A 26,694-nucleotide genomic window follows, 5' to 3' on the forward strand; every position below is an offset into this window, starting at 1 on the left:
GCTGTCCAAAACCACCGGTTCCCGTGGCGACGCCGCATGCAGCGCTCGGCACAATCATCCGCACCCGGCCGCACAGGCCCACACCGACAAGAAGATGGAGGAGACCCCCATGCGCAGACGGCTGCTCGCACTTTTCGTGGCGCTCGCGCTGACAGGGTGCATGACCCCACCGCCGCTGCCGCCGAACAGCGGCCAGCTCGCGAAGGGCGCGAAGGTCGGCCTGCTGGTCCGCATCCCCACCGCATCCGCGGAACACATGCATGTGGGCACGACCGTCTTCAACAACTTCTCGACCACGTACCCGTTCCCCTGGAACCCCACGGCCAAGGTCTACGAGGCCTTCACGTCGGAGCTCGAAAAAGCCGGCTTCCAGGTGGTGCGGCTCACGAGCTTTGCCACGACCTCCGTCAACGCGCTGGCCGTCTTCAAGCACGATCGCTGGATCGCGAATCCTGCGCAGGCGTGGGCGACACGCAAGCTGAAGGACGAGCAGATTGCCGCGGTGGTCCTCGTCGAGGCGACGCGAACGCAGGCGCGCCTGGAGTGCACCGGTGGGCCCTGCGGCGAGAGCGTCATGCAGAACTCGGGCCTCTTCACGCGCAGCATGCTGGGGTCGACGCGGTACTTCGCGGTGCCCGCGATCGAAGCCAAGGTCTTCGTCATGGACCCGCCGCTGAACCTCGCAGCCTACGAGCCGACGCTTGCCCAGCAGCGACAACGGGTGCGGCAGCTCAAGGATTTCCAGGAGCCGCGCGATCTCAAGCGGTTGAGCACTGCCGAGTTCGCGCCGGTCGCTTCGGCGATCGACGACCACGTCCGCGCGCTGTCGCGCAACACGGCGCAGGCGCTGAGCCAGGGCGTGAAGTAGCCCGTCGCGCCGGGCTTCGGCTCACAGCCGCAGCGGCGCCGCGTAGCCCGTCATCTCGAGGTAACCGCGCCCCACGCGCTGGCCCTGCTGCACATCGCGCAGCTCGCTCAAGCCTTCCCAGTACACGCCGCCCGTGGAGCCGCGGCTGTCCAGTTCCTGGTCGTCGAGCAGGGCCTGCACCTCGAAGCGGCCCGCGGGCGTGTCGATGCGCCAGTGCGTCGGGTAGCTCGCGCGCGTGCGCGGGCTGGTCCAGCTGCGCAGCGCGTCGAAGCGCACCTCGCCGGGCTGGAAGATGCGTGCCGCGCCACCGCGCGGGCGGAACGAGCCGCCCGACCACAGCGCGCTGCCGTCGCGGCGGCGCAGGTGGAAGGCGGTGAGCGCGCTGCCGTCGTCGAGGTTCATGCCGATCCAGTCCCAGCCCACGGCTTCGGGGTGCATCAGCGCTTCGCTCCATTCGTGGTCGAGCCAGGCGGTGCCAGCGATCTCGAACGGGGCCTGGCCTTGCAGCGTGAGGCGGCCCTGCGCCTGCAGCTGCGGCTCGCTGTAGTAGTAGCTCGCCTGCTCGGGCTCGGGGCCTTTGCGCGACAGGCCTTCGCGGCCCTGCAGCAGCACGGGTTGCGACGGCGCGAAGCGCAGGTCGAGCGTGAACTCGCCGGCGGGGATGCGCGCGGTGTAGGCGCCGCTGCCGGCGTCGCGCACGAGCGACCAGTCGCGCAGCCGCACGTCGGTGTCGGTTTCGCTGGCCGAGGCCACGTCGAAGCCCGCGCGGGCGATGCGCTGGTCGTGCCGCAGCACGCGGCCTTCGAGGTCGGTGACGGCGGCGTGCGCGAACACCAGCTGCTTGGCCGCGAAGGCCGAGCGCATGGCCTGCGTGGCGTCGACGCGCGAGCGGAAGAAGGTCACCTGGAAACCGAACGCGCGCCCTGCGGCGGTCTGGCCGTGGCCGGTGATGTACCACCACTCGGTGCGCAGCCCGGGGTGACTGCCGAAGTCGCGCGGAAACTGCAGTGCTTTCGCAGGCAGGGCCCACGCGGCATGCGGCGCGCCCGCGGCGGCCAGCGCGGCCAGCAGCAGGAGCTGCCGCCGCGCGATGAGGCCACGGGGCGGGCGCATGGCCATCAGCCCGCCACCAGCGCGTCGATGCGTTGCTGCGCCGGCGCGATGTCGCCGAAGGCGTTGCGCACCCAGTCGGCGTCGTGGTAGCTCGGCAGGTAGCGTTCGCCCGCGTCGCACAGCAGCGAAAGGATCGAGCCCTGCTGGCCGGCCGCGCGCATCTCGTGCGCCACGGCCAGCATGCCCACGAAGTTGGTGCCGGTCGACGGGCCGACCTTGCGCCCCAGCAGCGCCGACAGCGCATGCATGGCGGCCACCGAGTCGAGGTTGGGCACTTCGAGCATGCGGTCGACCAGCGTGCGCACGAAGCTGGGCTCCACGCGCGGGCGGCCGATGCCTTCGATGCGCGAGCCGGGCGCCGTGAGCGTGGCGTCGCCGCTGCGATGGTAGGCCGAGAACACCGAGCCCTCGGGGTCGGCCACGCACACCTGCGTGTCGTGGCAGCGAAAGCGCAGGTAGCGCCCGATGGTGGCGCTGGTGCCGCCGGTGCCGGCACCCACCACGATCCACGCGGGCACCGGGTGCCGCTCGCGCGCCATTTGCTGGAACATGCTCTCGGCGATGTTGTTGTTGCCGCGCCAGTCGGTCGCGCGTTCGGCGTACGTGAACTGGTCCATGTAGTGGCCGCCGGTGCGCTCGGCCAGCGCGCGGGCCTCGTCGTACACCTGCGCGGCGTGGTCCACGAAGTGGCAGCTCGCGCCGTAGAAGGCGATCTGCGCGACCTTCTCGGGCGAGGTGCTGCGCGGCATCACGGCGATGAAGGGCAGGCCCAGCAGCCGCGCGAAGTAGGCCTCGCTCACGGCGGTGGAGCCGCTCGACGCTTCGACGATGGTCGTGCCTTCGCGCACCCAGCCGTTGCACAGCGCGTACAGGAACAGCGAGCGCGCGAGCCGGTGCTTGAGGCTGCCGGTGGGGTGCGTCGATTCGTCCTTCAGGTACAGGTCGATGCCGTGCGCGGCCAGCGCGGGCAGCGGCAGCGGAATGAGGTGCGTGTCGGCGCTGCGCTGGTAGTCGGCTTCGATGCGGCGGATCGCGCCGGCGAGCCAGCTGTCGCAGGAGGAGGTTGAAGGGGTGGTGGGCTGCATAGCGCGCCAGTCTACAAGTCATGCCTTGTAACCCCTCGGGTGACAGAAATCGGGATACTGCCCGCTGCCAATCCACAACAAGACCGGAGACGAACTGCATGAAGAGAATGAACCATCGGCTTTCCCTGGGCGCCGTGTCGCTGGCGGTCCTCGCCCTCGCAGGGTGTGCGTCCAATGCCCCGGGCGTGAACACGCCCACGCGACCCGCCTCATCCTTCGCGGTGCCTGGTCTGGAGAAGCCCGCCGAAGTGCTGGTCGACCGCTGGGGCGTGCCGCACCTGTACGCCGGCACGCTCTACGACGCCTTCGTGGCGCAGGGCTTCATCGCCGCGCGCGACCGGCTCTGGCAGATGGACCTGTGGCGCAAGCGCGGCCTGGGCGAGATGGCGAAGGACTTCGGCCCCGCCTGGGTCGAGAGCGACCGCGCCGCGCGCGCCGTGCTCTACCGCGGCGACATGTACCGCGAATGGCTGGCCTACGGCTCCGACGCCAAGCGCGTGGCCGAGGCCTTCACGGCTGGCGTCAATGCCTACGTGGCGCAGGTGCGCGCGCAGCCCGCGCTGCTGCCCACCGAGTTCGCGCTGCTGGGCTACCAGCCGGCCGCGTGGTCGCCCGAGGACGTGGTGCGCATCCGGCACCACGGGCTCACGCTCAACTTCACGTCGGAGGTCGACCGCGCACGCGCGTTCTGCGCCGGCGCGTCGGGCGTCAAGGCCGACTGGCTGCGCCGCGAGCTCGATCCGCCGGTCACGCCGAAGGTGCCCGAGGGCTTCGATCCCTGCAGCCTTCCGGCGGCGGAGTTGCGCGCGGCCTACCTGCGGGCGACCGATGCGCCGCGCTTCACCAAGGAGAACACGCGCGTGGGCATGAACGCGGGCGCGTCTTCCGCGCCGGTCGCGCTGCTGCCGGGCAGTGCCGAGGCGATCGCCGCGAAGGCCGAGCAGGACGACGCGGCGCAGGGCGACCCCACCGCCGCCTACGGCAGCAACAACTGGGTCATCGCGCCGAAGCTCACGTCCACGGGCCGACCGATTCTGGCGAACGACCCGCACCGCGCGCACGGCGCGCCGAGCCTGCGCTACATGACGCACCTGAGCGCGCCCGGCATGGACGCCATCGGCGCGGGCGAGCCCTTCCTGCCGGGCCTGTCGATCGGCCACAACGGCACCATCGCCTTCGGCCTCACGCGCTTCTACATGGACCAGGAAGACCTGTACGTGTACGAGCTCAACCCGGCCAACCCCGAGGAATACCGCTACCAGGGCCGCTGGGAGCCGATGACGCGCGTCACCGAGCGCATCGCGGTGAAGGGCGAGGCCGCGCCGCGCGAGGTGGTCAACACCTTCACGCGCCACGGCCCCGTGCTGGTCGCGGAGCCCGGCAAGCGTCGCGCCTTCGCCTTGCGCGCCGCCTGGCTGGAGCCCGGCATGGCGCCGTACTTCGGTTCGATGGACTACATGCGCGCGCGCAACTGGGACCAGTTCCGCGCGGCCATGAACCGCTGGGGCGCGCCGGGCGAAAACCAGGTGTATGCCGACAGCAGCGGCAACGTCGGCTGGATTCCGGGCGGCCTCACGCCGATCCGCCCGAACTGGGACGGCCTGATGCCCGTGCCGGGCGACGGCCGCTATGAATGGTCGGGCTTTCGCAACGGCGACGAGTTGCCCTCGGAGTTCAACCCCGCGCGCGGCTACGTCGTCACGGCCAACGAGAACAACATCCCGCCCGACCATCCCGCCGCGAAGAAGGGCGTGGGCTACGAGTGGAGCGATGCGGCCCGCGCGCGCCGGCTCAAGGAACTGTTCGCGGCCAAGGTGGCGGCGGGTTCGCGCTTCACCATCGAGGACTCGGAGCGCATGCAGAACGACATCGTCGCGACCCCGGCGCAGCGCGTGCTGAAGCTCTTGGCCGGCCAGCGCAGCGACGACGCCCAGACCGCGGCGGCGCTGCGCCTGCTGCAGGGCTGGGACGGCGCCATGGACCGCGACAGCGCGGCGGCCGCGCTGTACGAGGTGTGGAGCAGCAAGTTCCTGCGCCAGGCCGTGCTCAAGGCGGGGGCGGGCGATGCCGCCGCCGCGCTGGCCGCACCCGGCGACAACACGCGCATGGTGCTGCTGCTGGAGAACCCGTCCGGCTGGGTCAGCAACGCGCAGCGCGACGCCTTGCTGCTGACGACCTTGCCCGCCGCCATGCAGGAGCTGTCCGCCAAGCTCGGGCCCGACCCGGCGGCGTGGAAGTGGGGCGCGTTGCACCGCGCCGAGTTCCGGCATCCGCTGGGCGGCGTGGTCGATGCGGCCACGCGCAAGAAGCTCGAGGTGGGCGACTGGCCGATGTCCGGCTCGTCGTTCACGCCGATGGCGGCCACCTACCGCGCGAACGACTACAAGCTGACCTCGGGCGCGTCGTTTCGCATGGTGCTCGACGTCGGCAACTGGGACGCCTCGCGCGTCATCAACACGCCGGGCCAGTCGGGCAACCCCGACAGCCCGAACTACCGCGACCTGGCGCCGCTGTGGCTCGAGGGCAAGTACGTGCCGCTGGTCTACAGCCGCGGGGCGGTCGAGAAGGAAACGGTGGAGCGGATCCAGCTGACGCCGGGGCGCTAGCAGGACCGGTCACGCAAGAGGGCGCTGCCCGCGCCCCGCCGCGGCGCGCCCGGCCCTGCCGGTCGTCACGCGGTCGTCATTCGCCGATGTGATGCTTGCAGGAGTTGAAATACTGCCCACAAGCTTGCTGACACGATCCACTTCTTCCTTGTTGACTTCAGCGCATGGTGGTCGTGGGCGAGTGGTTGGACGGGGCTTGGGCCGGGGCAGGGACGACAGGCTCGTGCGAGCCTTCGTCTCCGGCCTGACGTGCACCGTGGTGTGCGTCTGCATCGCCTGGGGATCGACAGCGAAGGCCGTGGCCGCGGGCACCGACGTGCAGTCGGCAGATGCCGCCACCCGCGCGTCGTCCGAATCGCAGATGCTGGATTTCGATCTGCCGGCGCAGCCCTTGGCGGCTGCCCTGGCGCAGTACGCCGCGGTGTCGGGGCGATCGGTGATGTTCATCGACGAGTGGGTGGCGGGGCGAACGTCCGCCCCGGTGCGCGGGCGCCATGCGCCGCATGCCGCCTTGCGGGCCTTGCTGGCCGGCACGGGTTTCACCGCGGATGACGTGGACACGCAGCTTTCAGGCGCCTTCATATTGAAGCGCGTCGCAGCGGCGCCCGGGGTGGCGTCGACCGGCGGTTCGCCACGCGGGTACGACGCCCTGGTCCAGGCCCGCGTCTGGGACGCGCTGTGCGCCGATCTGCGTACGGCCCCCGGCCACTACCGCGCGATCCTGCAACTGCAGGTGACCGCGTCGGGCCGCCTCAGCCAGGCCCGCCTGGTGTCGTCTTCGGGAGACCCCGGGCGGGACGCCGCCATGCTCGCGGCCTTGGCTCCTCTGAAGATGGACCATCCTCCGCCGGTGGACCTGGCGCTGCCGCTCACGCTGGCCATCCTGCCGCACGACGTGTTGCCCGGGCCCCGCTGTGCCACGGTGCACTGACGCATGACGGAGAACGTCATCCCGCTGCTGCGCAGCTTCCTGGTGCAACGCTACGAGCAGCTCAAGCAACGCCTGGCCGTGCGGCTGGGGAATCGCGAACTGGCGGAAGACGCCCTGCACGAAACCTGGCTGAAGCTGGAGCGCAGCCAGCCCATGGCGGGCCCCATTGCCACGCCCCAGGCGTACCTGCTGCGCATGGCGGTCAACCTGGCGATCGACGTGCGGCGCGCACAGAGCCAGGTCTTGCTGTCGGACGACATCGACATGTTGATGAACGAGCTGCCGGACCCGGCGCCCGGTCCCGCCGAGGTCGCCGAAGCCCGTTCGCAGCTGGAGGCGCTGGACGGCCTGCTGTCGCGCCTGCCGCCGCGCCGCCGCGAAATCCTGCTGCTGGTTCGACTGGAGGGCTGGTCCCAGCGCGACGTGGCCACGCGGCTTGGCATTCCTGTGCGGACCGTCGAGTACGAACTGAAGGCCGCGCAGGATCTTCTGTTCTCGCGGCTGGAGCCGCGCTCTGGCAGGTCTTCATGACGGCACGAAGAAATAGTTTGCGGATTGCGGTGTCGGCAACCGTCTATCAAGTACGGGGCCCCTGAAACCGACATGACGACGCACCCTTCACCACCGACGCTTCCCGAGACGCTGCGCGAAGACGCGCGCGCGTGGGTGCGCAAGCTGCATTCGGGCGCCGCCACGCAGTGGGAGGCCCAGGCGTTCCGGCGCTGGCGTGACGCAAGTCCCTTGCATCAGGCAGCGTTCATCGAGGCCCGGCAGCAGTGGCGCGTGCTTCAACCCGCGCTGAACCGGCTGGTGCGCACCGACGCCGAAGCGGCGAGCCTTCACCGCGAGACCCTGCGCAAGCCCGCGGCGAGCCGCCGGGCCTTCCTGGGCGTGGCGGGCGCAGCCGCGGCGGCCGGTGTCGCGGGGGTGGCGGTCTATTCGCCCTTGGGGTTGTGGCCCGCGGCCGATGAATGGCGTGCGGACTGGCGCACGGCCGCCGGCGAGCAGCGTGCGATCGCGTGGTCCGACCAGATCGGCGTGACCTTGAACACCCGCACCAGCATCCGCCGGGTGGTCTCGGACGACCAGGCCGAGGGGCTGGAATTGCTGAACGGCGAAGCGGCGATCGAGATGCTGCCCAGTGCGCGCACCTTCAGCGTCGTGGCCGGCGCCGGCCGCAGCATTGGCGAATCGGCGCGCTTCGAGATCAGCCGCCTGGAAGGGCGGGTGTGCGTGACTTGCCTGGCGGGGCGCGTGCGCATCGAGCACCCGGCCGGCGACCGTGTGCTGCTGGCACGCCAGCAAGCGGTCTACCGCGATCACTCGATCAGCGGCATCGCCGCCGCAGACCCCGAGGTGGCTTCTGCCTGGCGGCGCGGTGAGCTCGTGTTCAAGCAGGCGCCCTTGTCGGTGGTGCTGGACGAGATCAATCGCTACCGCCCCGGGCGTGTGGTCCTGATGGTGGATGCGCTGCGGGGGAAAACGGTCACCGCGACCTTCAAGCTCGACCGTCTCGATCTGGCCTTGCTCCAGATGCAGCGTTCCTTCGGCTTGAACGCCCGGTCGCTCCCTGCCGGCGTGCTGGTCCTGAGCTAGTGTGGTGTCCCACAAATAGCTGCGCATGAAATCGCGCCTTTCACGCCAGGGCGGCGTTGCAAATCCTCGCGATACCTACGGGTATCGCTGCGGTTTGCGCCTTGCCCTGACGCGAAACGCATCGATTTCATTTTGCGCAGCTATTTGCGGGACACCACACTAGAGGTGGATCCCCCGGGATTGGGTTGGTGACCCTGTCTCGATGTCGCGGCTTCCCATGGTGGTCGTGCGCAGCCACTGTGAAGCTTTCGTGACTTTGCCGAGGTGCAGTGCGTCCCGGCCGTTGATCTGCAAGGACTTTCCGGACCGAGGCCGCAGCGACACGCGCGCGCCCACAACGAGGCCAAAAATATTCTTCTGGAATTCGACGTTCCCGTCCCGTCAAGAAACTGACGGCTCCTGTCGCCTTGGCTTTCGATCGCCATCGCAGGGGCTTCTTGAATGGGGCTGGCCTGCGTGCAGCGCGCAGCCCCTTCGGCACAGGCTTTACTTCGGCGGGAACGAGAAATGACCATCAGTGGGTGCAATGAAAAGAATCGACCGGCGCGCGCGGCGCAGCAGGTTTTCAGGATGGCGCCCCTCGCGCGGGCCATCGCGGTGGCGCTGGCTGCCGGTGGGGTCCTCGGCAGCGCGCACGCCCAGCGGGCGTTCAGTCCGGCGTGGTTCGCCGACAAGGGCGCGGCGCAGGCGGGCGCGATCGCCACGGGCAAGCTGCCGAACGGCGCGCCGGCGTCCAGCCTGATCCACCCGACGCAGCCGTCGTCGGCGGCGAGCCAGCAGCTGCAGACGTCCATCACCAACCTGAACCTGGCCGCGCGCGCGATCGCCGCGCAGCAGGCACAGCAGACGCAGAAGCGGGCCGAGGCGCTGGCCAGCGGCGAGTCCGCGCCGGACGGTCTTACCGAAGGCGGCCTGAAGGTCGACACGAATTCGCTGACCGCCGGCTGGCTCAACGCCAGGGACCCCGTCCAGGCCGCAGCCAACGGCAGGACCACGGTCACCATCGAGCAGACCGCCGACAAGGCCATCCTGAACTGGGAGACCTTCAATGTCGGCAAGCACACGACGGTGAAGTTCGACCAGCGTGCAGGCACCCACGCCAAGACCGGCGCCAACGAGTGGATCGCGCTCAACCGCATCAACGACCCCAGCGGGCGACCCAGCCAGATCGCCGGCCGCATCGAGGCCGAGGGCAGCGTCTACCTCATCAATCGCAACGGCATCCTGTTCACCGGCAGCAGCCAGGTCAACGTGCGCAACCTGGTCGCCTCCAGCCTGAAGCTCAGCGACGAACAGTTCAAGGCCGGTCTCAACACGCGCCTGGGCGCGAAATCAGGTGACCCCGGTTACTGGAGCGGCCTCGAAGTGGGCGTCGGGATTCCCACCTTCGGCGAGAACTCCAAGCAGATGCCGGCCGATTCGAACGTGCAGTTCGCCGACATGGGCCCGGCCTTCGATCCGGGCAAGCCGCCGGGCGACGTCAAGGTGCTGGCCGGTGCGCAGATCACGGGCCAGGGCGGCCACGTGCTGATGTTCGCGCCCAAGGTCAGCAATGCGGGCAGCATCCGCACGCCGAGCGGCCAGACGCTGCTGGGCGCCGGCGAGAACGTGTGGCTGGAAGCCAAGGAAATCAGCCCCACCGTGCGCGGCTTCGATGCCGTCACCTCGTCGGTGCGGCCCTGGCTCTTTCCGGCCAAGTTCCTGATCAATCCGCAGACAGCGCCCGCCTTCCAGCCCTACCTCATCGGGCGCATCGTGTCCGACATCCTGCCGCTGATGGAGCAGCGCGCGGCCCAGGTCGGCTACAGCGTGCACAACACCGGCATCATCCAGGCCGATCACGGCGACATCACCATGGTGTCGCGCGAGATCAACCAGGGCGGCATCCTGCAGGCCAGCACCGCGCTGAACAACCGCACGGGCTCCATCCGCCTGCGCGCCTGGGGCCAGGGCGTGCACAACATCGACATCAACCTGGCGGCCGACGTCCCGCGCCTGACGGCCTGGTCGGGCGGCACGCTGACCCTGGGGCCGGACAGCATCACCCAGGTCGTCAACGACTGGCAGGACACCACGCGGATCGAAAGCGGCTCGCTGGCCAACCGCTACCAGCCCGGGCGCATCGAGCTCTACGGCAAGACCATCGACGTGCAGACCCGTGCCCAGGTCACCGCCGCTGCGGGCCACATCGACATCCAGGCCCAGGCCAACCCGGCGGCCCTGCAGCGCAACACCCAGGTGGGCGACGGCAGCCGCATCCTCATCGGTGAACACGCCACCGTCAGCACCGCGGGTCTGATGCAGATGCCGGTGGACATGGCCAGCAACTTCGTCGAGGCCGAACTGCGCATCAACGAACTGCGCGACTCCCACCTGCAGGCGAACACCTGGCTGTACGGCCGGAAGGTCATCGTGGATCGACGCAGGTCGGGTGCCTTCAAGGGGCTGATGGCGGGCGTCGAATGGGTCACCGACGAGTCCGGCAAGGCGCTCAAGGGCGTCTGGGTCGGCACCACGCTGGCGGACGTGACGGGCTGGGTGGGCAACGGCCTGGTGGGCCTGTCGGAGCTGGCGGCGCGAGGCGGCGACATCACCATCCAGTCCAATGGCTCGGTGATCACGCGGCCCGGTTCCATCCTGGATGTGTCGGGCGGCTCGGTGCGCTACAGCGACGGCTGGAACACGGAAACCCTGCTGCGCGGCGCGGACGGGCGCACCTACACGATGTCGTCCGCGCCGGCGGACATGACCTACACGGGCATCGCGGGCCAGTACCTGCAGGCGCATGCGCGCTGGGGCGTCACGCAGACCTACGTCAATCCGATGCTGTCGGGGCGGCGCTGGGAACCTGGCTACGAGGAAGGCCGCAATGCCGGTTCGATCGACATCCGTGCCGGCAGCGCCTTCATCCTGGAGGGCGAGTTCCGGGGCTCGGTGCAGCCCGGCGACCGGGTGCAGGAAGTGGCCGAGCTGCCTCGGGCCGGCCGCCTCACGGTGGGTTCCAACCGCGCGCAAGAGGGCATGTGGACCCTGGGCCAGGTCGTCATCAGCGACAAGCCCGCGTTGCTGCCGGCGGGTTTCAGCATCGACAGCCCGCTGGGCAAGGACGCCTTCCTGACCGAGCCGGAAGGGCAAGCCCCCGGCGCTGGCGCGGGCGTGGGCCGCACCACCTGGCTGTCCGCCGCGGGGCTGAGCCATTCAGGCCTGGGCGCCATCGAGCTGAACCTCAACACCGGCTTCGTGCTGGAAGACAACGCGGTGGTGACTCTGCAGCCGGGGGCGCGCTTCACGGCCGCGGTCTATGACGGCCAGGGCATCCCCGGCAACTTCGACATCCAGGGCAAGCTCATCGCCCCGGGCGGTTCCATTGCCCTGAGCGCCGGCGGCAAGGCGGATAGCGTGCTGCGCCTGGGTGCGAACAGCCTGCTGAGCGTCGCGGGCCAGTGGGTCAACGACACCGGCAGCGGCGTCACGCTGGGCCGCGCCATCCACGGCGGCTCGATCGCACTGGGGACCCCGATGAAAGAGGGCCTGGGCACGGTGTACGGCAACGTGGAGGTGGCCGCCGGCGCGGCGCTGGACGTGTCCGGCGGCGGCTGGCTGTCCGGTGTCACGGCGGGCGGCAAGGCCGGCAAGGTGAAGGCAGGCAACGGCGGGGCGATCAGCCTGACGGCGTTCGACAACGCGGCGCTCGAGACGCTGGACCTGCGCGGCTGGGCGGGGGGCGATGCGTCCCGGCTCACGCTCACGGCGATCGGCGACGTGCAGGTGGGCGGCGCCGCGCCTGCGGCCGACGCCACGGGCGGGAAGGCATCGGGCGCAGCCAAGCCGCTGCACCTGCCGCAGACCCTGTACACCGAGCGCGGCTTCGGCACGATCGGCATCCGTTCGCTCGGCGGGGACGTCGTGGTCGCGGAAGGCGCACAGGTGCACATCCAGCCCACGAGCTGGGACATGCCCGCCGCGGTATCGACGCTGCGCACGCTGCCCAGCGGCAGCGCCTTGGGCGATGTGCTGGCCCCCAAGGCACTGGACGAGTTGAGCGAACAGCGCCGCGCCGCGCGCGCGCCCGGCGGCCTGTCGCTGGCGACCGGCGCGACCGGCGGCGGCATCCGCATCGACGCGAACGCCAGCATCCGGACCGAACCCGGCGGCGCGATCTCGCTGGACGCGGACGGGTCCGGGCAGGCTTCCGTGGTGGTGGCGGGCCGCCTTCAGGCGCCGGCCGGGACGTTGAACATCCGCGCCAAGAAAACCTTGACGCTGGCCGACGGGGCCGAGCTGCTGCTGCCCGGCGTGGCGCAGATCTTCCACGACCCGGCCATGCGCCTGCCCCAGGGCAAGGTGCTGCCGGGCGGCACGGTCACACTGAGCGCCGGCACGCTGGATGCGCAGGCCGGTGCGCTGATCGACGTGTCGGGCGCGCGGGGCACGGTGGCGTATTGGGACCGCGGCACGGGCGCGCTCGGTGCCCTGCGGCGCGTGGAACAGGAACTGGGCAGCAATGGCGGCGCGGTCGTGATGGAGGCCGCCGCCGGCGGCGCCATGAATGCCAGGCTGCGCGCCCACGGCGGCAATGCCCAGGCGGCGGGCGGGTCCTTGTCCATCACGGACACCAGCGAGGCCGGGCGTGCGTCCGGGGACCTGGTGGCGCCGGACATCGGCTCCTTCCTCTACTACAAGAGCCCCACCGGCACGTACACCTTCAACGGAGAAAAGTACGCGCGGATCATCGGCACCAGCGGCAACCTCGATGTGCGCGACGAGTACGCCGGCGACGTCAAGATGAGCAGCGCCATGCGCACCGCGATCAACACCATGCTGCCGACGTCGGTGTCCAGCAGCAAGGGGCTCGTCCTCGACGCGGGCGCGGCGCTTGCCGCGGGACCGGGCGCCGACAGGGCGCCGTGGGAGCACGACGCGAGCATCGACAAGCGGGTGGTCGAACTGCTCAACAAGTACTTCTGGAGCGGCACCGGAACGGCACTGAGCCACAAGATCCACATCGGCAACATCGCCACCTCGGATGGCACCCTGCACGTGTCGGCGAAGGCGCTGCAGGACACGGGCTTCTCGGCGGTCGACCTGCGTTCCACGCAGGTGGGCGTGCAGCTGGCCGGCGGCGTCGACCTGAGCGTCGCCGGCCGCCTGGGCATCACCGCCCCGGTCATCCAGAGCGACGGGCTGGGCGGCGTGGTGCGCTTGCATGCCCACCATCTGCAACTGAATCCATTGACCGGCACGGTCGGCGCCCCGGCCCGCAATGCGGGCGAACTGATCCTGTCGGCCACCCAGGCCATCGACATCGCAGGCCGGGGTGCGAAGGGCGAGTCCGCGTCGCCCGTCGACGTCAAGCTGCGCGGCTTCGAACGCACGGTGCTGGACACCGGCGACCTGCGCTTCGTGGCGGGCGCCTACAGCGAAGGCGGCACCGACTACGACGACCCCCAGCTGCGGGCCACGCTGGACGTGGGTGGCGCGCTGGAGATCAAGGCCGCGCAGGTCTACCCGGCCACCGCCGTCACGGCGCGAATCAACTCGGACCACTCCATCACCGTGCGCGGCAACGGGAGCGCCGCGGCGCCTCTGTCGGCCGGCGGCAGCCTGACGCTGAACGCGCCCGTCATCGAGCAGGACGGCGTGCTGCGCGCGCCCTTCGGGCAGATCGCGCTGAATGCCGGCGAGCGCCTGACGCTGGGCACGAACAGCCTGACCTCGGTGTCCGGTGCGGGCCTGGACGTGCTGTACGGCAGCCTGCGCAACGCCGAATACTGGCTGGACCCTGCCAACCCGCAGGGCCGCAACCGTGCGAATGCCGGCGATGCCAGTGCCCTGGACGAAAACCGCTACCTGTCGTCCCTGCCGGAAAAACGCGTGCTCCTGCAAGCGCCGGATGTGGCCATGGCCGCGGGCGCGGTGGTGGACATCGCGGGCGGGGGCGACCTGCATGCGTGGGAGCACGTGCCCGGCTCGGGCGGCTCGCACGACGTGCTGACGCTGCCCGGCATGTACGCCGTGCTGCCGGGCTACCAGGGCCTGTCGCCCGTGGCGGGCGGTGCGGCGGGCCAGAGGGTCTGGCTGGCCGGCGGAGGCCTGGGCGCTGGCTGGTACACGCTCCTGCCGGCACGCTATGCGCTGCTGCCCGGCGCCTTCGCGGTGCAGAGCACGGGCCAGGCCTTGCCGGCGTGGGCCGCGTCCCGTGGCGAGGTGGTGAGCCTGCGCGACGGCTCGACGATCGTGGCCGGGCGGGAACAGAACACGATCAGCGGCGCGCGCGATGCCACGGCCTCGGGCTGGCGCGTGCTGCCCGCCAGCCTGGTGCGCAAGGTCAGTGAATACAACGAAGCGCGGGGCAACGCCTTCTTCTCGTCGGATGCGTTCAAGCTGACGCAATACCGCCTCACAGGGCAGGACGTCGTGACCCCGCGCCTGGCCCGCGATGGCGGCGCGGTGGTGTTCAAGGCCGACCGCGCGCTGACGCTGGACGGCGAGCTGCGCGCGCAACCCGATGCGGGCGGACGCGGCAGCCTGGTGGACATCGCCGCCGCCAAGATCGCCATCGTCGGCGCGGGGCAGGACAGCAACGACCTGCGCGCCGATGGCTACCTGGTCGTGGACGCCGGCAGCCTGACGCGCTTCGGCGCGGGCAGCCTGCTGGTGGGCGGCACGCGCACAGGCAATGTGCGCGGCCTGCAGGTGGACGTGGCCGCCAGCGAGGTGGTGCTGCGCAACACGGCAGGCACCGCGCTGAGCGGCCCGGAGGTGATCCTGGCCGCGGCGAATGCGGTGTCGATCGAGTCGGGCAGCGTGCTGCGCGCGCACGGCGCCGCGTCGGGCGACGAGGCGAACCTGGTGCTCAAGCCGCAGGTGGCGGCCGTGTGGAGCGACAACAACACGCCGAACGACGCCAGCGACGACCACATCGTCACACCCTCCAAAGACTGGGGTGCGCTGGTGCGCGTGAGCAGCGGCCAGGCCGTGCGGGCGCTGCGCGAGAACGTGGACACCACCGTCGGCGGCCAGGTGCGCATCGGTGCCGGTGCGCTGCTGCAGGGCGGCGAGGCGTTGCTGCTCGACGCCACCAACAACACCGAGATGGCCGCTGGCGCGCAGCTGTCGGGCAAGGCCTTGTCGGTGGCCGCGAGCCGCATCGGCATCGGCGGCGGCAGCGGTGGCCTGGTGCTGGACACCGACGCCCTGGCGCAGTTGTCGCGCGCGCAGTCATTGACGCTGCACAGCTACGGCAGCCTGGACTTCTATCGCTCGCTCGACATGCGCGGCCTGGCGCAGGTGGTGTTCGACGCCGCAGCCTTGCGGGGCCATGGCGCCGATGCCGTGCAGGTGCAGGCCTCCCACCTGACGCTGCAGAACACGGGCGCGTCGCTCGGCAGCGCGGGCACAGGCAGTGGTCGCCTCGAGCTGTCGGCCGGCGAGCTGGTGCTGGGCGTGGGCGACAAGACGATGTCCGGCTTCGACCAGGTGCTGCTGTCGGCCAGCCGGCGCATCGCCGGCGAAGGCACCGGGAGCCTGGACGCCGGTACAGCGGCGCTGACGCTGCGCACGCCGGTGCTGCAAGGGGTGTCCGGCTCAGACCAGGCCCTGCGAACGCAAGGCCAACTGGTGTTGCAGCAGGACGCGCAGCTGGATGCGCAGGAGATGGCATCACTGGGCCGCGCCAGCCTGGGCGCGCGCCTGAGCCTGTCGGGCCAGGGCGTGACCGTGGCGCTGCCGGTGCTGGCGCTGGGCGGCAGCATTGCGGTCGATGCCGGCACGGGCAACCTGACGGTTGCAGAGCAGGGCCGCCTGCACGCGGGCGGCCTGGAAAAAGTCTTCTTCGACGCGGCCCAGTACGTGGACGCGGGCCAGATCAGCCTGGCGACGCGAGGCGGCCTGATCGACCTGGCCCCGGGCAGCCTGCTGGACCTGTCCGCCCATCCACACGGTGGCGACGCCGGCCGCCTGACCGTGGATGCATCGGCCGGCGGGCGGGTCCACTTCGGTGGCACTGTGCAAGCGCAGGCCGGTGCCGGCGGCAACGGTGGCAACTTTGCGCTGGCCATCGATCGGCTGGACGATTTCGGCGCGCTGGCGCGAACGCTCAACGATGCGGGCTTCAGCCGCTCGCGCCAGTTCCGCGTCCGTCAGGGCGACCTGACGATCGCGGGCACCACGCGGGTGGCCGACTTCGAAGTCATCACCGACCGCGGCGTGATTGCTGTCGACGGCACGGCGCGCGTCGAGGCCAACGCGGCCTACGGCGGCAGCATCCGCCTGGTCGGCGGGGCGGGGCTGACGATGCAGCCTGGCGCGGTGCTGGCGGCCCATGCCACCGACGCCGTCGATGGCCTGGGCAGCAGCCGCATCGACCTGGAAGCGGTCGACGGCCAACTGCATCTGGCCGGTGGCACGCTGGACCTGAGCGGCGGCGAAGGCGGCAAGCTGCGGCTGCGGGCGCAGCGCACCGCAGGCAACGACGGCCTGAACGTCACGGCGCTGAACGCCGCCGTGCAGGGCGCGCGCTCCGCGGTGCTCGAAGGCGTGCGCCGCCATGCCAGCACGGACGGCACGGTGGAATCCGTGGCCCCGCAGGCGATCGCCGAGGCCAATGCCTTTGCAGGCCACACCGGCATCCTGGCGAGGCTGGGTGGCAACGCCGCCGCCTACACCTTGGCGGCGGGCATCGAGATCACCAGCCCGGGCGACCTGACGCTGGGCCGCGACTGGAACCTGTTCGACAGCTTCGGTGCGGCGCACCGCGAAGGCACGCTCACGCTGCGCGCCGGCGGCAACCTGAACATCGACGGCCATCTGAGCGACGGCTTCGACGTGGCGGGCCGCGACAACGGCGCGGGCCGGGCGGCGCGGCTGCAGCAGGCGGCCTCGTGGAACCTGCGCCTGGTGGCGGGCGCGGACCTGGGGTCGGTCGATGCACTGGCCACGCGGCCATCGGGCGCGCTTGCAGCCGACACCGGCACGATCCGCGTGGGCACGGCCGGCACCGAGTCGGGCGCCGGCAAGCTGGTGCGCACCGGCAGCGGCGACCTGACGGTACGCGCCGGGCGCGACCTCGTGCTGGCGCACAAGGAGTCCGCGCTGTACACCGCAGGCCGGGCCGAGGCCGATCCCACCTTGGGCGGCGGCTTCGACACCGCCAGCGTCGATGCCCAGTACGGCACCGCAGGTGGCCACGTGGATGTCGCGGTCCAGGGCAGCGTGCGTGCGCCCACCGCGCAGGGCGCGCGTTCGGACCAGATCCTGACCGAATGGCTGTTCCGCCAGGGCCGCTATGGCGGAGATCTCAGCAGTCCCACCGGCTACTACGACGCGTACAACATGGGCGAGAGCTGGGCGCCGGTCATGTCCGCCCGGGGCCAGCAACCGAGCTGGTGGGTGAACCACGCCAGCTTCCAGCAGGGCCTGGGCGCGCTGGGCGGCGGCAACGTGAAGCTGTCGGCGGGCGGCGACCTGGTGAACCTGGTGGTGGCCTTGCCCAGCACCATGCGCGTGACGGGCGGGCGTTCCGCTGGCGATGCCGCGGCCTCCGTCGTGACGCGCAATGGCGGGCAGCTGCAGGTGAGCGCAGGCGGCGCCTTGAAGGCCGGCCAGTACTACGTGGGCCGCGGCGCCGGCGAGATCGACGCAGGCACGAGCGCCGCCGGCTATGTCATGACCGGCATCTCGAGCAGCTGGCCCAACACCGCCTATTCCTACGACATCGCGCCCGTGCTGGCGCTGTCGGACGCCACGCTCAAGCTGCAGACGCTGGGCGACCTGGTCCTGCAGACCGTGATCGACCCGATGCAGATACGCCGTGCCTACGTCGACCAGGCCGACCGGGACACCAGCGGCGCGTCCAGCCATGCGATGTTCATGAGCAGTCAGACAGAGCGCAGCGCCGTCAGCCTGGTGTCCACCGGCGGCAACGTGCGCCTGGTCAACCAGTCGGAATTCGTGGCAGGAAACGACACGGAGAACACCACCAGGCTGGTGAGCGGCATGACGGACACCAAGCTCCAGACGGATATGGTGGGCCTGTACCCGGCCAAGGTCAGCGTGTCGGCCCTGAGCGGCAACATCGACGTCGCGGGCCTGCTGGCGATGGCGCCGGCGAACAGCAGCGACCTGTCTTTGCTGGCCGCGAAAGACCTGCGCTTCCTGCGCGGCAGCAGCCTGCAGAACACGGGTGCCATCGTCATGACCCAGACCACGCTGGACAAGTGGCCGTCGATATTCCGGCCGTGGATGGGTTTCACGATCACGCTGGGCGGGGCATCGGCGTTCGGCGCGCCGCTGAAGTCGGTCTATGGCGGCTTCTCGGTGACGAACACGTTCCTGACCAACAGCCTCAATGGCATGGAGCTGTTCGACAACCCCGATGTGCTGCCGATGCAGGTGCATGACTTCACGCCCAGCCGCTTGTACGCGGCGACCGGTTCCATCAGCGACCTGAATCTGATCGCGTCGGAATCGGTGCACGTGCAGGCCGGCACCGACATCCGCAACTTCGAGCTCAGCGCGCGCAACCTGCGCCCCACCGACACCACCATGCTGGCGGCGGGCAACGACATCCTGGCTGTCGCCAACAGGCTCCTGTCGCACCGCTATGCGCGATACAGCGGCGACGCGGCGGCCTACTACTACGACAGGGGCAGCCGCACCGCGCTGCAAGGGCCGGGATCCCTGCTGCTGCTGGCCGGGCGCGACATCCAGGGCAACAACCTGTCGCTGTACACCAATGCCAATCGCTATTGGGACTACGTGTCGGCAACGCCGCTCGGCGAAGAATCGAACGTCATCAAGGCCCTGCCCGCCGAGGGCGCCGGCATCACCCTGATGGCCGGCATGAACAAGGCCGCCAGCTACGACGCCTTCGAGCGGGCCTACCTGAACCCGGCCAACGTGGCCGCCATGCCGGACTATCTGAAGACCACCCTGGCCGACGGCACCGTGGCGCCGCTGTACCTGAGCGACGGGGTGGAAAACCGCGGCGACCTGGCCAAGTTGGCGCGCCGGGGCCTGGTGTCCTTCGTGGAAGGCATGCTCGGTGCCGACAAGGTCGCCAGCCTCACCGGCACTGCGGACGGCAAGCTGAGCCCGCAGCAGGCGTGGGAGCAATACCGGCAACTGCCGCCGCTGGTGCGCGAGCAGTTCCTGCGCCAGGTCTTTGTCTATGAACTGCGCGAAGGAGGGCGCGACCAGAACGGGGGCGATGGGCAGAACGGCCCGATCAACGGCGGCTACCGCCGCGGCTCCGCGGCCATCGACACGCTGTTCCGCGGTGCGACGGCCGAAGGCCAGCCCGTGCGCTACGCCGCAGATTTGCCGGACAACTGGCGCAGCAGCTGGTCCGGCGTGGGCAGCATCGCCGCGACCCGGATGGCGGCGCGCACCCACCAGGGGGGCGACATCAACGTCTTCACCCCCGGCGGCGGCCTGCAGGTGGCGGGGCTGGGCGCCGTGGTGCCGGACGGATACGGCCTGGTGACGCTGGCCTCGCCGGGGCAGGTCAATGTGTTCACCGACCGAGACATCATCGTGAACCGCTCGCGCATCCTGTCCTTCGTCTCGCAGGCCGAGCCGCTGGGCAGCGACCAGGTGTTGTGGTCCAGCCAGGGCGACATCGACGCCGGCCGCGGCGCCAAGACCGTGCGCATCCCGCAGGCGCCGGAAGTCACGTCGGATGCGGACGGCAACATCACCGTGCAGGAAAAGCGCGACATGAGCGGCGCCGGCATCGGCACCGTGGGCGAAGGCGACGTGGACCTGGTCGCGCCCCGGGGCACCATCGATGCGGGCGATGCCGGCATCCGGGTCGCGAGCAACCTCAACATTGCCGCGCTGCAGGTGCGCAACGCCGACAACATCCAGGTCAAGGGCGAAACGACCGGGCTGCCGGTGGTGGCCGCGGTGAACATCGGGGCACTGACCACCGCCAGCGCGGCGGCGTCGGCGGCGGCCATGGCGGCGCAGGAGTCCATGCGACAGGAGCGTGCCGCGGCACGGCAGAACCTGCCCTCGGTCTTCACGGTGCGGGTGCTGGGCTTCGGCAATGAAAGCCTGCCGTCGGGCGGTGCGGGTGCATCGTCGCCGCCACGCCCCGGCGCGCAAGCGGGCGCTGCGCCTCGGTACGACCCTGCCAACCCTGTGCAGGTCTTTGGGCACGGCAACCAGTTCGACGCGTCGGTGATGTCGTTGCTGACAGAAACTGAGAAGACCAGGTTGCGCCATGCCGGCAAGTAAGACGATGTCCGCGGCTGAGTTCGATCCCGGTTCTTGTTTTCAAGGGCCATACGCGGGTCACGGCGAGCCCGTCGGCGTCGTGCTGCGGGCGTTCCTGACGGCGAACTACACGTACCTGCATCGCCGGTTGGCCCGCGATCTCGGCTGTTCCGACCAGGCCAGCGAGTGCCTGCACGACGCCTGGCTGCGCCTGGGCGAGATGACGGCATCGGAGCCCGTGCGCAGTCCCGGGGCCTATGTCTATCGAACGGCGCGCAACCTGGCCATGGACCGCTTGCGCAGCGACCGGTCCTGGCAGTACGTGGGCGAATGGGATACGGCCCTCGATCTCCTGGCCGATCACGCGCCCGGCCCCGATGCCATCGCCGAGGCGCGTTCGGCCGTGGAGGCCGTGGAGCAGGCGATGCAGCGGCTTTCGCACCGGCATCGTTCGGTGCTCGTGGCACTGCAGATCGAGGAGATGACCCGCCAGGACGTGGCGGACCGGCATTGCATCTCCTTGCGCCGGGTGGACACGGCACTTCGCCAAGCCCTGGACTATTGCGCGCATGCGTCGGGTCACACCGTGCGGGCGGAAGGCGCTTCGCCGCGGCGTGGTCTTTCGCGGCGATGGCAGGAGAAGGTCGTTGCCCCGATGCGCGCCGGTGCGCCACGCGCGCAGGAGTGAGGCGCTACCAGTCCTCTTTCACCGCCAGCACCACGTCACGCCCCGCCGCGGCGCGCCCGGCCATCCACGCCGTGAACGTGCCGGCCGCCACCACGGCCGCGCACAGCGCCAGCAGCCGCACCCAGGGCACCAGCAGGTCCATGCTCCAGTGGAAGCTCTGCGGGTTCACCACCTTCACCAGCACCACCGACACGGCCAGCCCGAGCAGCAGCCCGGCCACCGCGCCGATGGCGGTCCAGGCCGCGCCTTCGCCGGCCACCACGGCCAGCACCTGCCGCCGCGTGAAGCCCAGGTGCGCGAGCAGGCCGAACTCCTTGCGCCGCGCCAGCACCTGCGCGCTGAAGCTGGCCGCGATGCCGAACAGGCCGATGGCGATGGCCACGGCCTGCAGCCAGTAGGTGACGGCAAAGCTGCGGTCGAAGATGCGCAGCGAGGTGGCGCGGATCTGGCCGACCGAGGCGAGTTCGACCGCGCCATCGCGTGAGGTGCGCGAGGCGAGTGCGCGCACGGCCGCCTGCACTTCTGCTTCGGACGCGCCGGGCGCGAGCCACAGCGCGACGTCGCTCACGTCGTGCTCGCCGGTGATGCGCTCGAAGTCGCGCGCGTCCATCGCGATGGCGCCGAACTGCCGCGCGTAGTCGCGCCACACGCCGGCCACGAAGAACACCTGCGGCGTCGCCGTGCGCATCGCATCGGCCAGTGGCGAAAACGTGGTGCCCGGCTTCGCGCCGTACAGCTCGACCATCGGCTCGCTCACGTAGATGCCGGTCTGCCCGGGCGGCACCGGCAGCGCCTCGCCCACCAGCGGCAGCCCGCGCACCACGCCGCCTTCGAGGCTGCGCGCGATCAGCGTCACGGCGGGCTGCGCGGGGTCGAGCTGCAGCGACTGCGTGCGCAGCGTGCCGGTGCGCGCCACGCCGGGCAGCTGCGCCAGCGCCTGCACGAAGGCCGGCGCGAAGGTCGCGGTGTCGGTGCTGCTGGTGCCGCCGCTGTTGCCGCTGCCGCGCCCGCCCGAGGTGGCGCGCACGTACAGGTCGGCCGGCAGCACCACGTCGAGCCAGTGCGTGACCGACTCGCGAAAGCTCGCGACCATCACCGTGAGCGCCACCGCCAGGCTCAGGCTCGCGACCACGCCGCTCACCGCCACGGCCGCCGTGCCGCGCATGCGCCGCGCGCGCTCGACAGCAAGCATCGGCAGCACGCGCCGCGCAAACGCGGGCGCCACGCGGTCGTACAGCAGCGCGATCAGCCAGGGCAGGGCGGTGATGCCGCCCACCAGCAGGCAGGCCACCGACAGGTACGCCGCCACCGGAATGCCGCCGATGGCCGGCAGGTTGGCCAGCGCCGCGCCCGCGCCGATGAGCCCGAGCGCGAGCCAGTGGTGGCGGCCCTGCGCGGGTGCCGCGCCCAGGCCCTTGAGCGTCTGCGCCTCGGGCAAGGCCTGCGCGGCGCGCGCGGGCCACCAGCCGCCCACCAGCGCGGCCACCACGCCGAGCCCGCCGTACAGCAGCGCGGCGCCACTGCTCCAGTGCAGCCGGGGCGCCACGCCTTCGAAGTAGCCACCACCCAGGTCGCCGCCCAGCACACGCAACGCGAAGGCCGCGAGCGCGGTGCCCAGCGCCAGGCCGGCCGCGCTGCCGATCAGCCCGAGCACCAGCGACTCGGCCAGCACCAGCCGCAGCCGCCCGCGCGGCGTGAGGCCCAGCACGCCGAGCAGCGCGAACTGCTGCGCGCGCTTGGCCACGCTGAGCGCGAGCACCGAGAACACCAGGAACGCGCCCGTGAACAGCGCCACCAGCGCCAGCACCGTGAGGTTGACGCGGTAGGCGCGCGACAGGTTGCTCACGCGCTCGGCCGCATCGCCCGGCTCGGCGAACTTCAGGCCCGCGGGCCAGCCGGGCGACTTCTCGAGCGCGGCCACGAAGGCCGCGCGGTCGGTGCCCGGCGCGAGCCGCAGGTCGATGCGGCTCAGCTGGCCGAGCGGGCCGAACAGCTCCTGCGCGACCGCGATGTCCATCACCGCCAGCGCCGCGCCGCCGGCCGTCACGTGGCCCGACACCGAAAGGCGCTGCCACGCGGCGCCGCTGCGCAGCTGCAGGCTCTCACCGGTCGCGGGTTGCAGCGGCAACTGCAATGCCTGGCGTGCCGCTGCGTTGAGGAACACATGGCCGGGCGCGAACAGCGCGAAGCGGTCGGCACCCGCGGCCGACTGCGGCATCAGCGCGGGCGCGATGGTGGGCAGCGCGAGCGCATCGACGCCGATCACGCGCAGCGGCACCTGGCGTCCGTCGTGGCCCAGGGCCAGGGCCTGGAACTCGAGCACCGGGCTCGCCAGCGCCACCTCGGGCCGGCGCGCGAGCCGGCCGAACACGGTCTCGTCGAAGCTGCCCTGCGCGGCGCGCACCTCGAGGTCGGGCTGGCCGTTCACCGAGCGCACCGCGCTGGAGAACTCGTCGAGCGCCGAGGCGTTGATGAGCTGCACCGAAAACGCCAGCGCCACGCCCAGCATCACGGCCAGCACGGCCGCCGCGTTGCGCCAGGGGTGGTGGCGCAGTTCCTGCCAGGAGAAAGTCGAAAGCAATGCACGCATGGGGTCATTGTGGCCGCCGTGGCAGGATGGCGGCTCTTTCGACGATGACGACTTCACGCCCGAGGATTCCGACGATGCGGCTTCTGCCCTCCGCCTGGTGCCGCCGCTGGCTGGCGCCCTGGCTTCTCGTGCCCTGGCTGGCGGGCGCGGCGAGCGCGCAACTCGCACCGCCGGCCGCGCCCACCGCACCGCTCTCGCTCGCCAGCGACCCTGCTGTGCTGGCCCGCACCGCGCTCGGCGCCGAGCGCGGCACGCTGGTGGTCGGCGTGCTGCGCGGCGACAAGGCCGCCTACGGCATCGCCCACAACCCCGAGCCGCTGGTGGCGCGTGCCATTGCGCCGGCCAGCGCGGAGCAGCCGATGTTCGAGATCGGCTCGGTCACCAAGGTCTTCACCGGCCTGCTGCTGGCGCAGGCCGTGGAGCGCGGCGACGTGGCGCTCGACGACAGCGTGGGCAAGCTGCTCGCCGGCCATGCCGAGGGCGTGCCGCCCGCCGTGGCCGCGATCACGCTGCGGCAGCTCGTCACCCACACCGGCTGCCTGCCCGTGATGGCCGACGGCGTGACCGGCGGCGCCGCGCTGGCCGAGCAGTTCCGCAGCTTCGACCTGCCGATGTTCTGGGCCGCGCTCGCGCGCATCCACCTCACCGCCGCCGCGGCGCCGTGCGAGGCGCGCTACAGCAACTTCGGCATGGCGCTGCTCGGACAGCTGCTGGCGCTGCGCTACGGCACCTCGTGGGGCGAGCTGGTCCGCGCGCGCATCACCGAGCCGCTGGGCATGAACGACACCGTGATCCCGCTCGGCGACAAGGCCTCGCGCATGGCGCCGCCGTTCGCGGGCGACCAGCGCCAGCGCCGCTTCGACATGCATGCCTACGCGCCCGCCAGCGCGCTGCGCTCGACCGCCGCCGACATGCTGGCCTTCAGCCGCGCCATCCTCGCGGGCGCCCACGGCCCGCTGGGCCCGGCCGCCGCGCGCCTGCTCACGCCGCTCGCGCGCTACGAGGGCGCCGAGATCGGTTATGCCGTGATGGTGCGCGGCCCCGAGACCGGCCGACGCACCTACTACCACGCGGGCGTCACCGAGGGCTACCGCACGCTCTGGCTGCTGGCGCCCGACACCGGCGAGGCGCTCATCGTGCTGGCCAGCAACCAGCGCGCGCCGCTGCAGCCCGTGATGCTCGCCATCGGCAAGAGCCGCTACCCGGTGCCGACGACCGAAGTGCCCATCGATCCGAAGCGCCTGGCCGACTACGCGGGCGAGTTCCGCGTCGGCAAGGCGCAGGTGCTGGGCTTCACCGTGCGCGACGGGCGTTTGCTGGCGCGTGAATCGGGCAAGGGCTACAACGGGCTTACGCCCACCGGGCCGGATCGCTTCGCGGTGACGGCGATCGGTGCGCAGTTCGTGTTCCGGCGTGGGGAGGGTGGCGAGGTGAATGGCGTCACGCTGACGCAGGGTGGCAGCCGGCTCGAAGGGCGGCGCGTGGGGGCCGCCGCTGCCGTGACGTCGGATTGAGCGCGGGCGCGTTCAGCGTTGCGCCAGCGCGAGCAGGTCGTTGGCCATCTGCGTGATCTCTTCGCGCATCACGAGCTGGCGCAGCCAGCCGGCGGGAATGCCGTCCACGCCGTAGAACGCGCCTGCGATCTGGCCGCAGATCGCCGCGGTGGTGTCGGCATCGTCACCCAGGTTGGTGGCCGCGAGGACCGCCTGCTCGAACGAGTCGGTGTGCGCGAAGCACCAGAGCGCTGCTTCGAGCGATTCGACGCAATAGCCGGAGCCCTTGATGCGTTCGATCGGCTTCGAGGCGTAGTCGCCGCGTGCCAGCGCCGCGACCTTCTCGCTCAAGGGCGCCAACGGTACGGTGGCAAGGATCGCCGCCTTGCTTTCGCCTTGCAGCGCTGCGCGCAGTTGCAACGCGAAAAGCTGCGAGCACTCGATGGCCTCCTGCGCGCCGTGCGTGGTGCGTGTGCTTTCGCCGGCCTGCCGCCAGGTGGCTTCGGCGCTCGGCGCGTAGAACATCGGCACGGGCGCGAGCCGCATCAGCGCGCCGTTGCCTGCCGTGCGCGGATCGGGGTCGCCCGCGAACGGATCGCCCGATGCGAGGTAGCGGGTGAGGGCACCCGACACCGTGAAGCCGATGTCGAAGCAGCTTCCCGTGCTGCTCATGTAGCCCACGCTGCGCCAGTTGCAGTAGCGGTTCATCTGGTCGGTGGCATCGAAGCCCTGGCAATGGATCAGGCTCGCCGCGAGGCACAGCGCCATCGAGGTGTCGTCGGTCCATTCGCCGGGGATCAGGCCGAAAGGGCCGCCGCCGCGCATGTCGGTGACGGGCTCGAACGTGCCGCGCGTGCGGAACTCCAGCGTGGTGCCCACCGCATCGCCGCAGGCCAGCCCGAGCAGGCACCCTTGGTAGCGCGCCGCGTTCATGGGGCCGCCCTCAGTTCGTCGCGGGCCGCCATCAGCGCATAGCCCAGCAGGTTCAGGCCTTTCCAGGTGCGCGGGTCTTGCGCCGCCGCGTCTGTCGCAGCGAGGCCGATGCCCCAGATCGCATCGACGGGGCTCGCCTCGACCAGCACCTGCCGGCCGGTGCCGAGCAGGTACGCGCCGAGCGCCGCGTTCTGCGAGAACTTCGCAACGTTTCCGCGCGTCACGAGGTCGAAGCGCGCTTCGAGCCACGCCGCTTCATCGAAGTTGCCGATCTGGCGCCCCAGCTTCTTTGCTTCGCCGGGCGTGCGCGCGGCGATGATCTTTTCGCAGGTGGCCGCGTCACCGAAGAGCCGCGCCTTGCCGGCCATCATGAAATGCTCGGCGGTACGGTAGGTGACGCCTTCGACAGTGAAGGGCGCCTCGTACCACTGGCTGAAGCAGCTCTTGCCGATGCTGCCGTCCTTCGGAACCTGGTGGCCCCAGAAGAACAGGCAGTCGATCTTGTGGCCTTGGGCGATGTGCGCGAGCAGGTCTTTGTTGCTGCGCAGCGCGTGGGGTGTGTTCGTCGTCAT

13 protein-coding genes are annotated in these 26,694 nt (G+C 70.9%); 8 read left to right on the top strand and 5 right to left on the bottom strand.

Going from position 1 to position 26,694, the window contains the following annotated elements:
• Positions 1-109: 109 nt before the first annotated feature.
• Complete coding sequence (locus AC1RGU_RS14330) at positions 110-868, top strand: hypothetical protein (protein ID WP_492696626.1); 759 nt, start codon at positions 110-112, stop codon at positions 866-868.
• Positions 869-889: 21 nt separating this feature from the next.
• Here the strand turns inward: AC1RGU_RS14330 and AC1RGU_RS14335 are convergent, their stop codons facing one another.
• Together AC1RGU_RS14335 and AC1RGU_RS14340 are read right to left on the bottom strand one after the other, a co-directional pair.
• Positions 890-1,981 (bottom strand): lipocalin-like domain-containing protein, encoded by a 1,092-nt coding sequence (locus tag AC1RGU_RS14335; RefSeq protein WP_492696627.1) that lies wholly within the window; start codon positions 1,979-1,981, stop codon positions 890-892.
• Positions 1,982-1,986: 5 nt separating this feature from the next.
• Positions 1,987-3,066, bottom strand: coding sequence for a PLP-dependent cysteine synthase family protein (locus AC1RGU_RS14340; protein WP_070063094.1), 1,080 nt, complete (start codon positions 3,064-3,066; stop codon positions 1,987-1,989).
• A gap of 98 nt (positions 3,067-3,164) precedes the next feature.
• On the opposite strand from AC1RGU_RS14340, the gene AC1RGU_RS14345 reads away from it, so the two are divergent.
• From AC1RGU_RS14345 to AC1RGU_RS14370, 6 genes are all read left to right on the top strand, one after another.
• Positions 3,165-5,672, top strand: a complete 2,508-nt coding sequence (locus AC1RGU_RS14345; protein WP_492696628.1) for a penicillin acylase family protein — start codon at positions 3,165-3,167, stop codon at positions 5,670-5,672.
• A gap of 223 nt (positions 5,673-5,895) precedes the next feature.
• Positions 5,896-6,603 (top strand): STN domain-containing protein, encoded by a 708-nt coding sequence (locus AC1RGU_RS14350; RefSeq protein WP_492696629.1) that lies wholly within the window; start codon positions 5,896-5,898, stop codon positions 6,601-6,603.
• 3 nt (positions 6,604-6,606) lie between these two features.
• Positions 6,607-7,134: an RNA polymerase sigma factor gene (locus AC1RGU_RS14355; RefSeq protein ID WP_492696630.1), complete on the top strand. Its 528-nt coding sequence runs from the start codon at positions 6,607-6,609 to the stop codon at positions 7,132-7,134.
• 72 nt (positions 7,135-7,206) lie between these two features.
• Positions 7,207-8,199: a FecR family protein gene (locus tag AC1RGU_RS14360; RefSeq protein WP_492696631.1), complete on the top strand. Its 993-nt coding sequence runs from the start codon at positions 7,207-7,209 to the stop codon at positions 8,197-8,199.
• 570 nt (positions 8,200-8,769) lie between these two features.
• Complete coding sequence (locus tag AC1RGU_RS14365; protein WP_492696632.1) at positions 8,770-20,439, top strand: filamentous hemagglutinin family protein; 11,670 nt, start codon at positions 8,770-8,772, stop codon at positions 20,437-20,439.
• A complete protein-coding gene (locus AC1RGU_RS14370; protein WP_492696633.1) occupies positions 20,426-21,106 on the top strand; it encodes an RNA polymerase sigma factor in 681 nt (226 codons plus the stop codon). The genes AC1RGU_RS14365 and AC1RGU_RS14370 overlap by 14 nt, the downstream gene beginning before the upstream one ends.
• A gap of 4 nt (positions 21,107-21,110) precedes the next feature.
• Here the strand turns inward: AC1RGU_RS14370 and AC1RGU_RS14375 are convergent, their stop codons facing one another.
• The gene (locus AC1RGU_RS14375) at positions 21,111-23,696 is read right to left on the bottom strand and encodes an FtsX-like permease family protein (RefSeq protein WP_492696634.1); all 2,586 of its coding nucleotides are present in this window, start codon (positions 23,694-23,696) and stop codon (positions 21,111-21,113) included.
• A gap of 74 nt (positions 23,697-23,770) precedes the next feature.
• On the opposite strand from AC1RGU_RS14375, the gene AC1RGU_RS14380 reads away from it, so the two are divergent.
• Positions 23,771-25,210 (top strand): serine hydrolase domain-containing protein, encoded by a 1,440-nt coding sequence (locus AC1RGU_RS14380; RefSeq protein ID WP_492696635.1) that lies wholly within the window; start codon positions 23,771-23,773, stop codon positions 25,208-25,210.
• Between the two features lie 12 nt (positions 25,211-25,222).
• Here AC1RGU_RS14380 and AC1RGU_RS14385 read toward each other — a convergent pair whose 3' ends face one another.
• Both AC1RGU_RS14385 and ybiA read right to left on the bottom strand, forming a co-directional pair.
• Positions 25,223-26,122: an ADP-ribosylglycohydrolase family protein gene (locus AC1RGU_RS14385; RefSeq protein WP_492696636.1), complete on the bottom strand. Its 900-nt coding sequence runs from the start codon at positions 26,120-26,122 to the stop codon at positions 25,223-25,225.
• Entirely contained in the window at positions 26,119-26,694 is a 576-nt protein-coding gene (gene ybiA / locus AC1RGU_RS14390) for a riboflavin biosynthesis intermediates N-glycosidase (protein WP_492696637.1), read from the bottom strand. The genes AC1RGU_RS14385 and ybiA overlap by 4 nt, the downstream gene beginning before the upstream one ends.

It is taken from the genome of Variovorax sp. GW823-FHT02B07, from assembly GCF_058797695.1.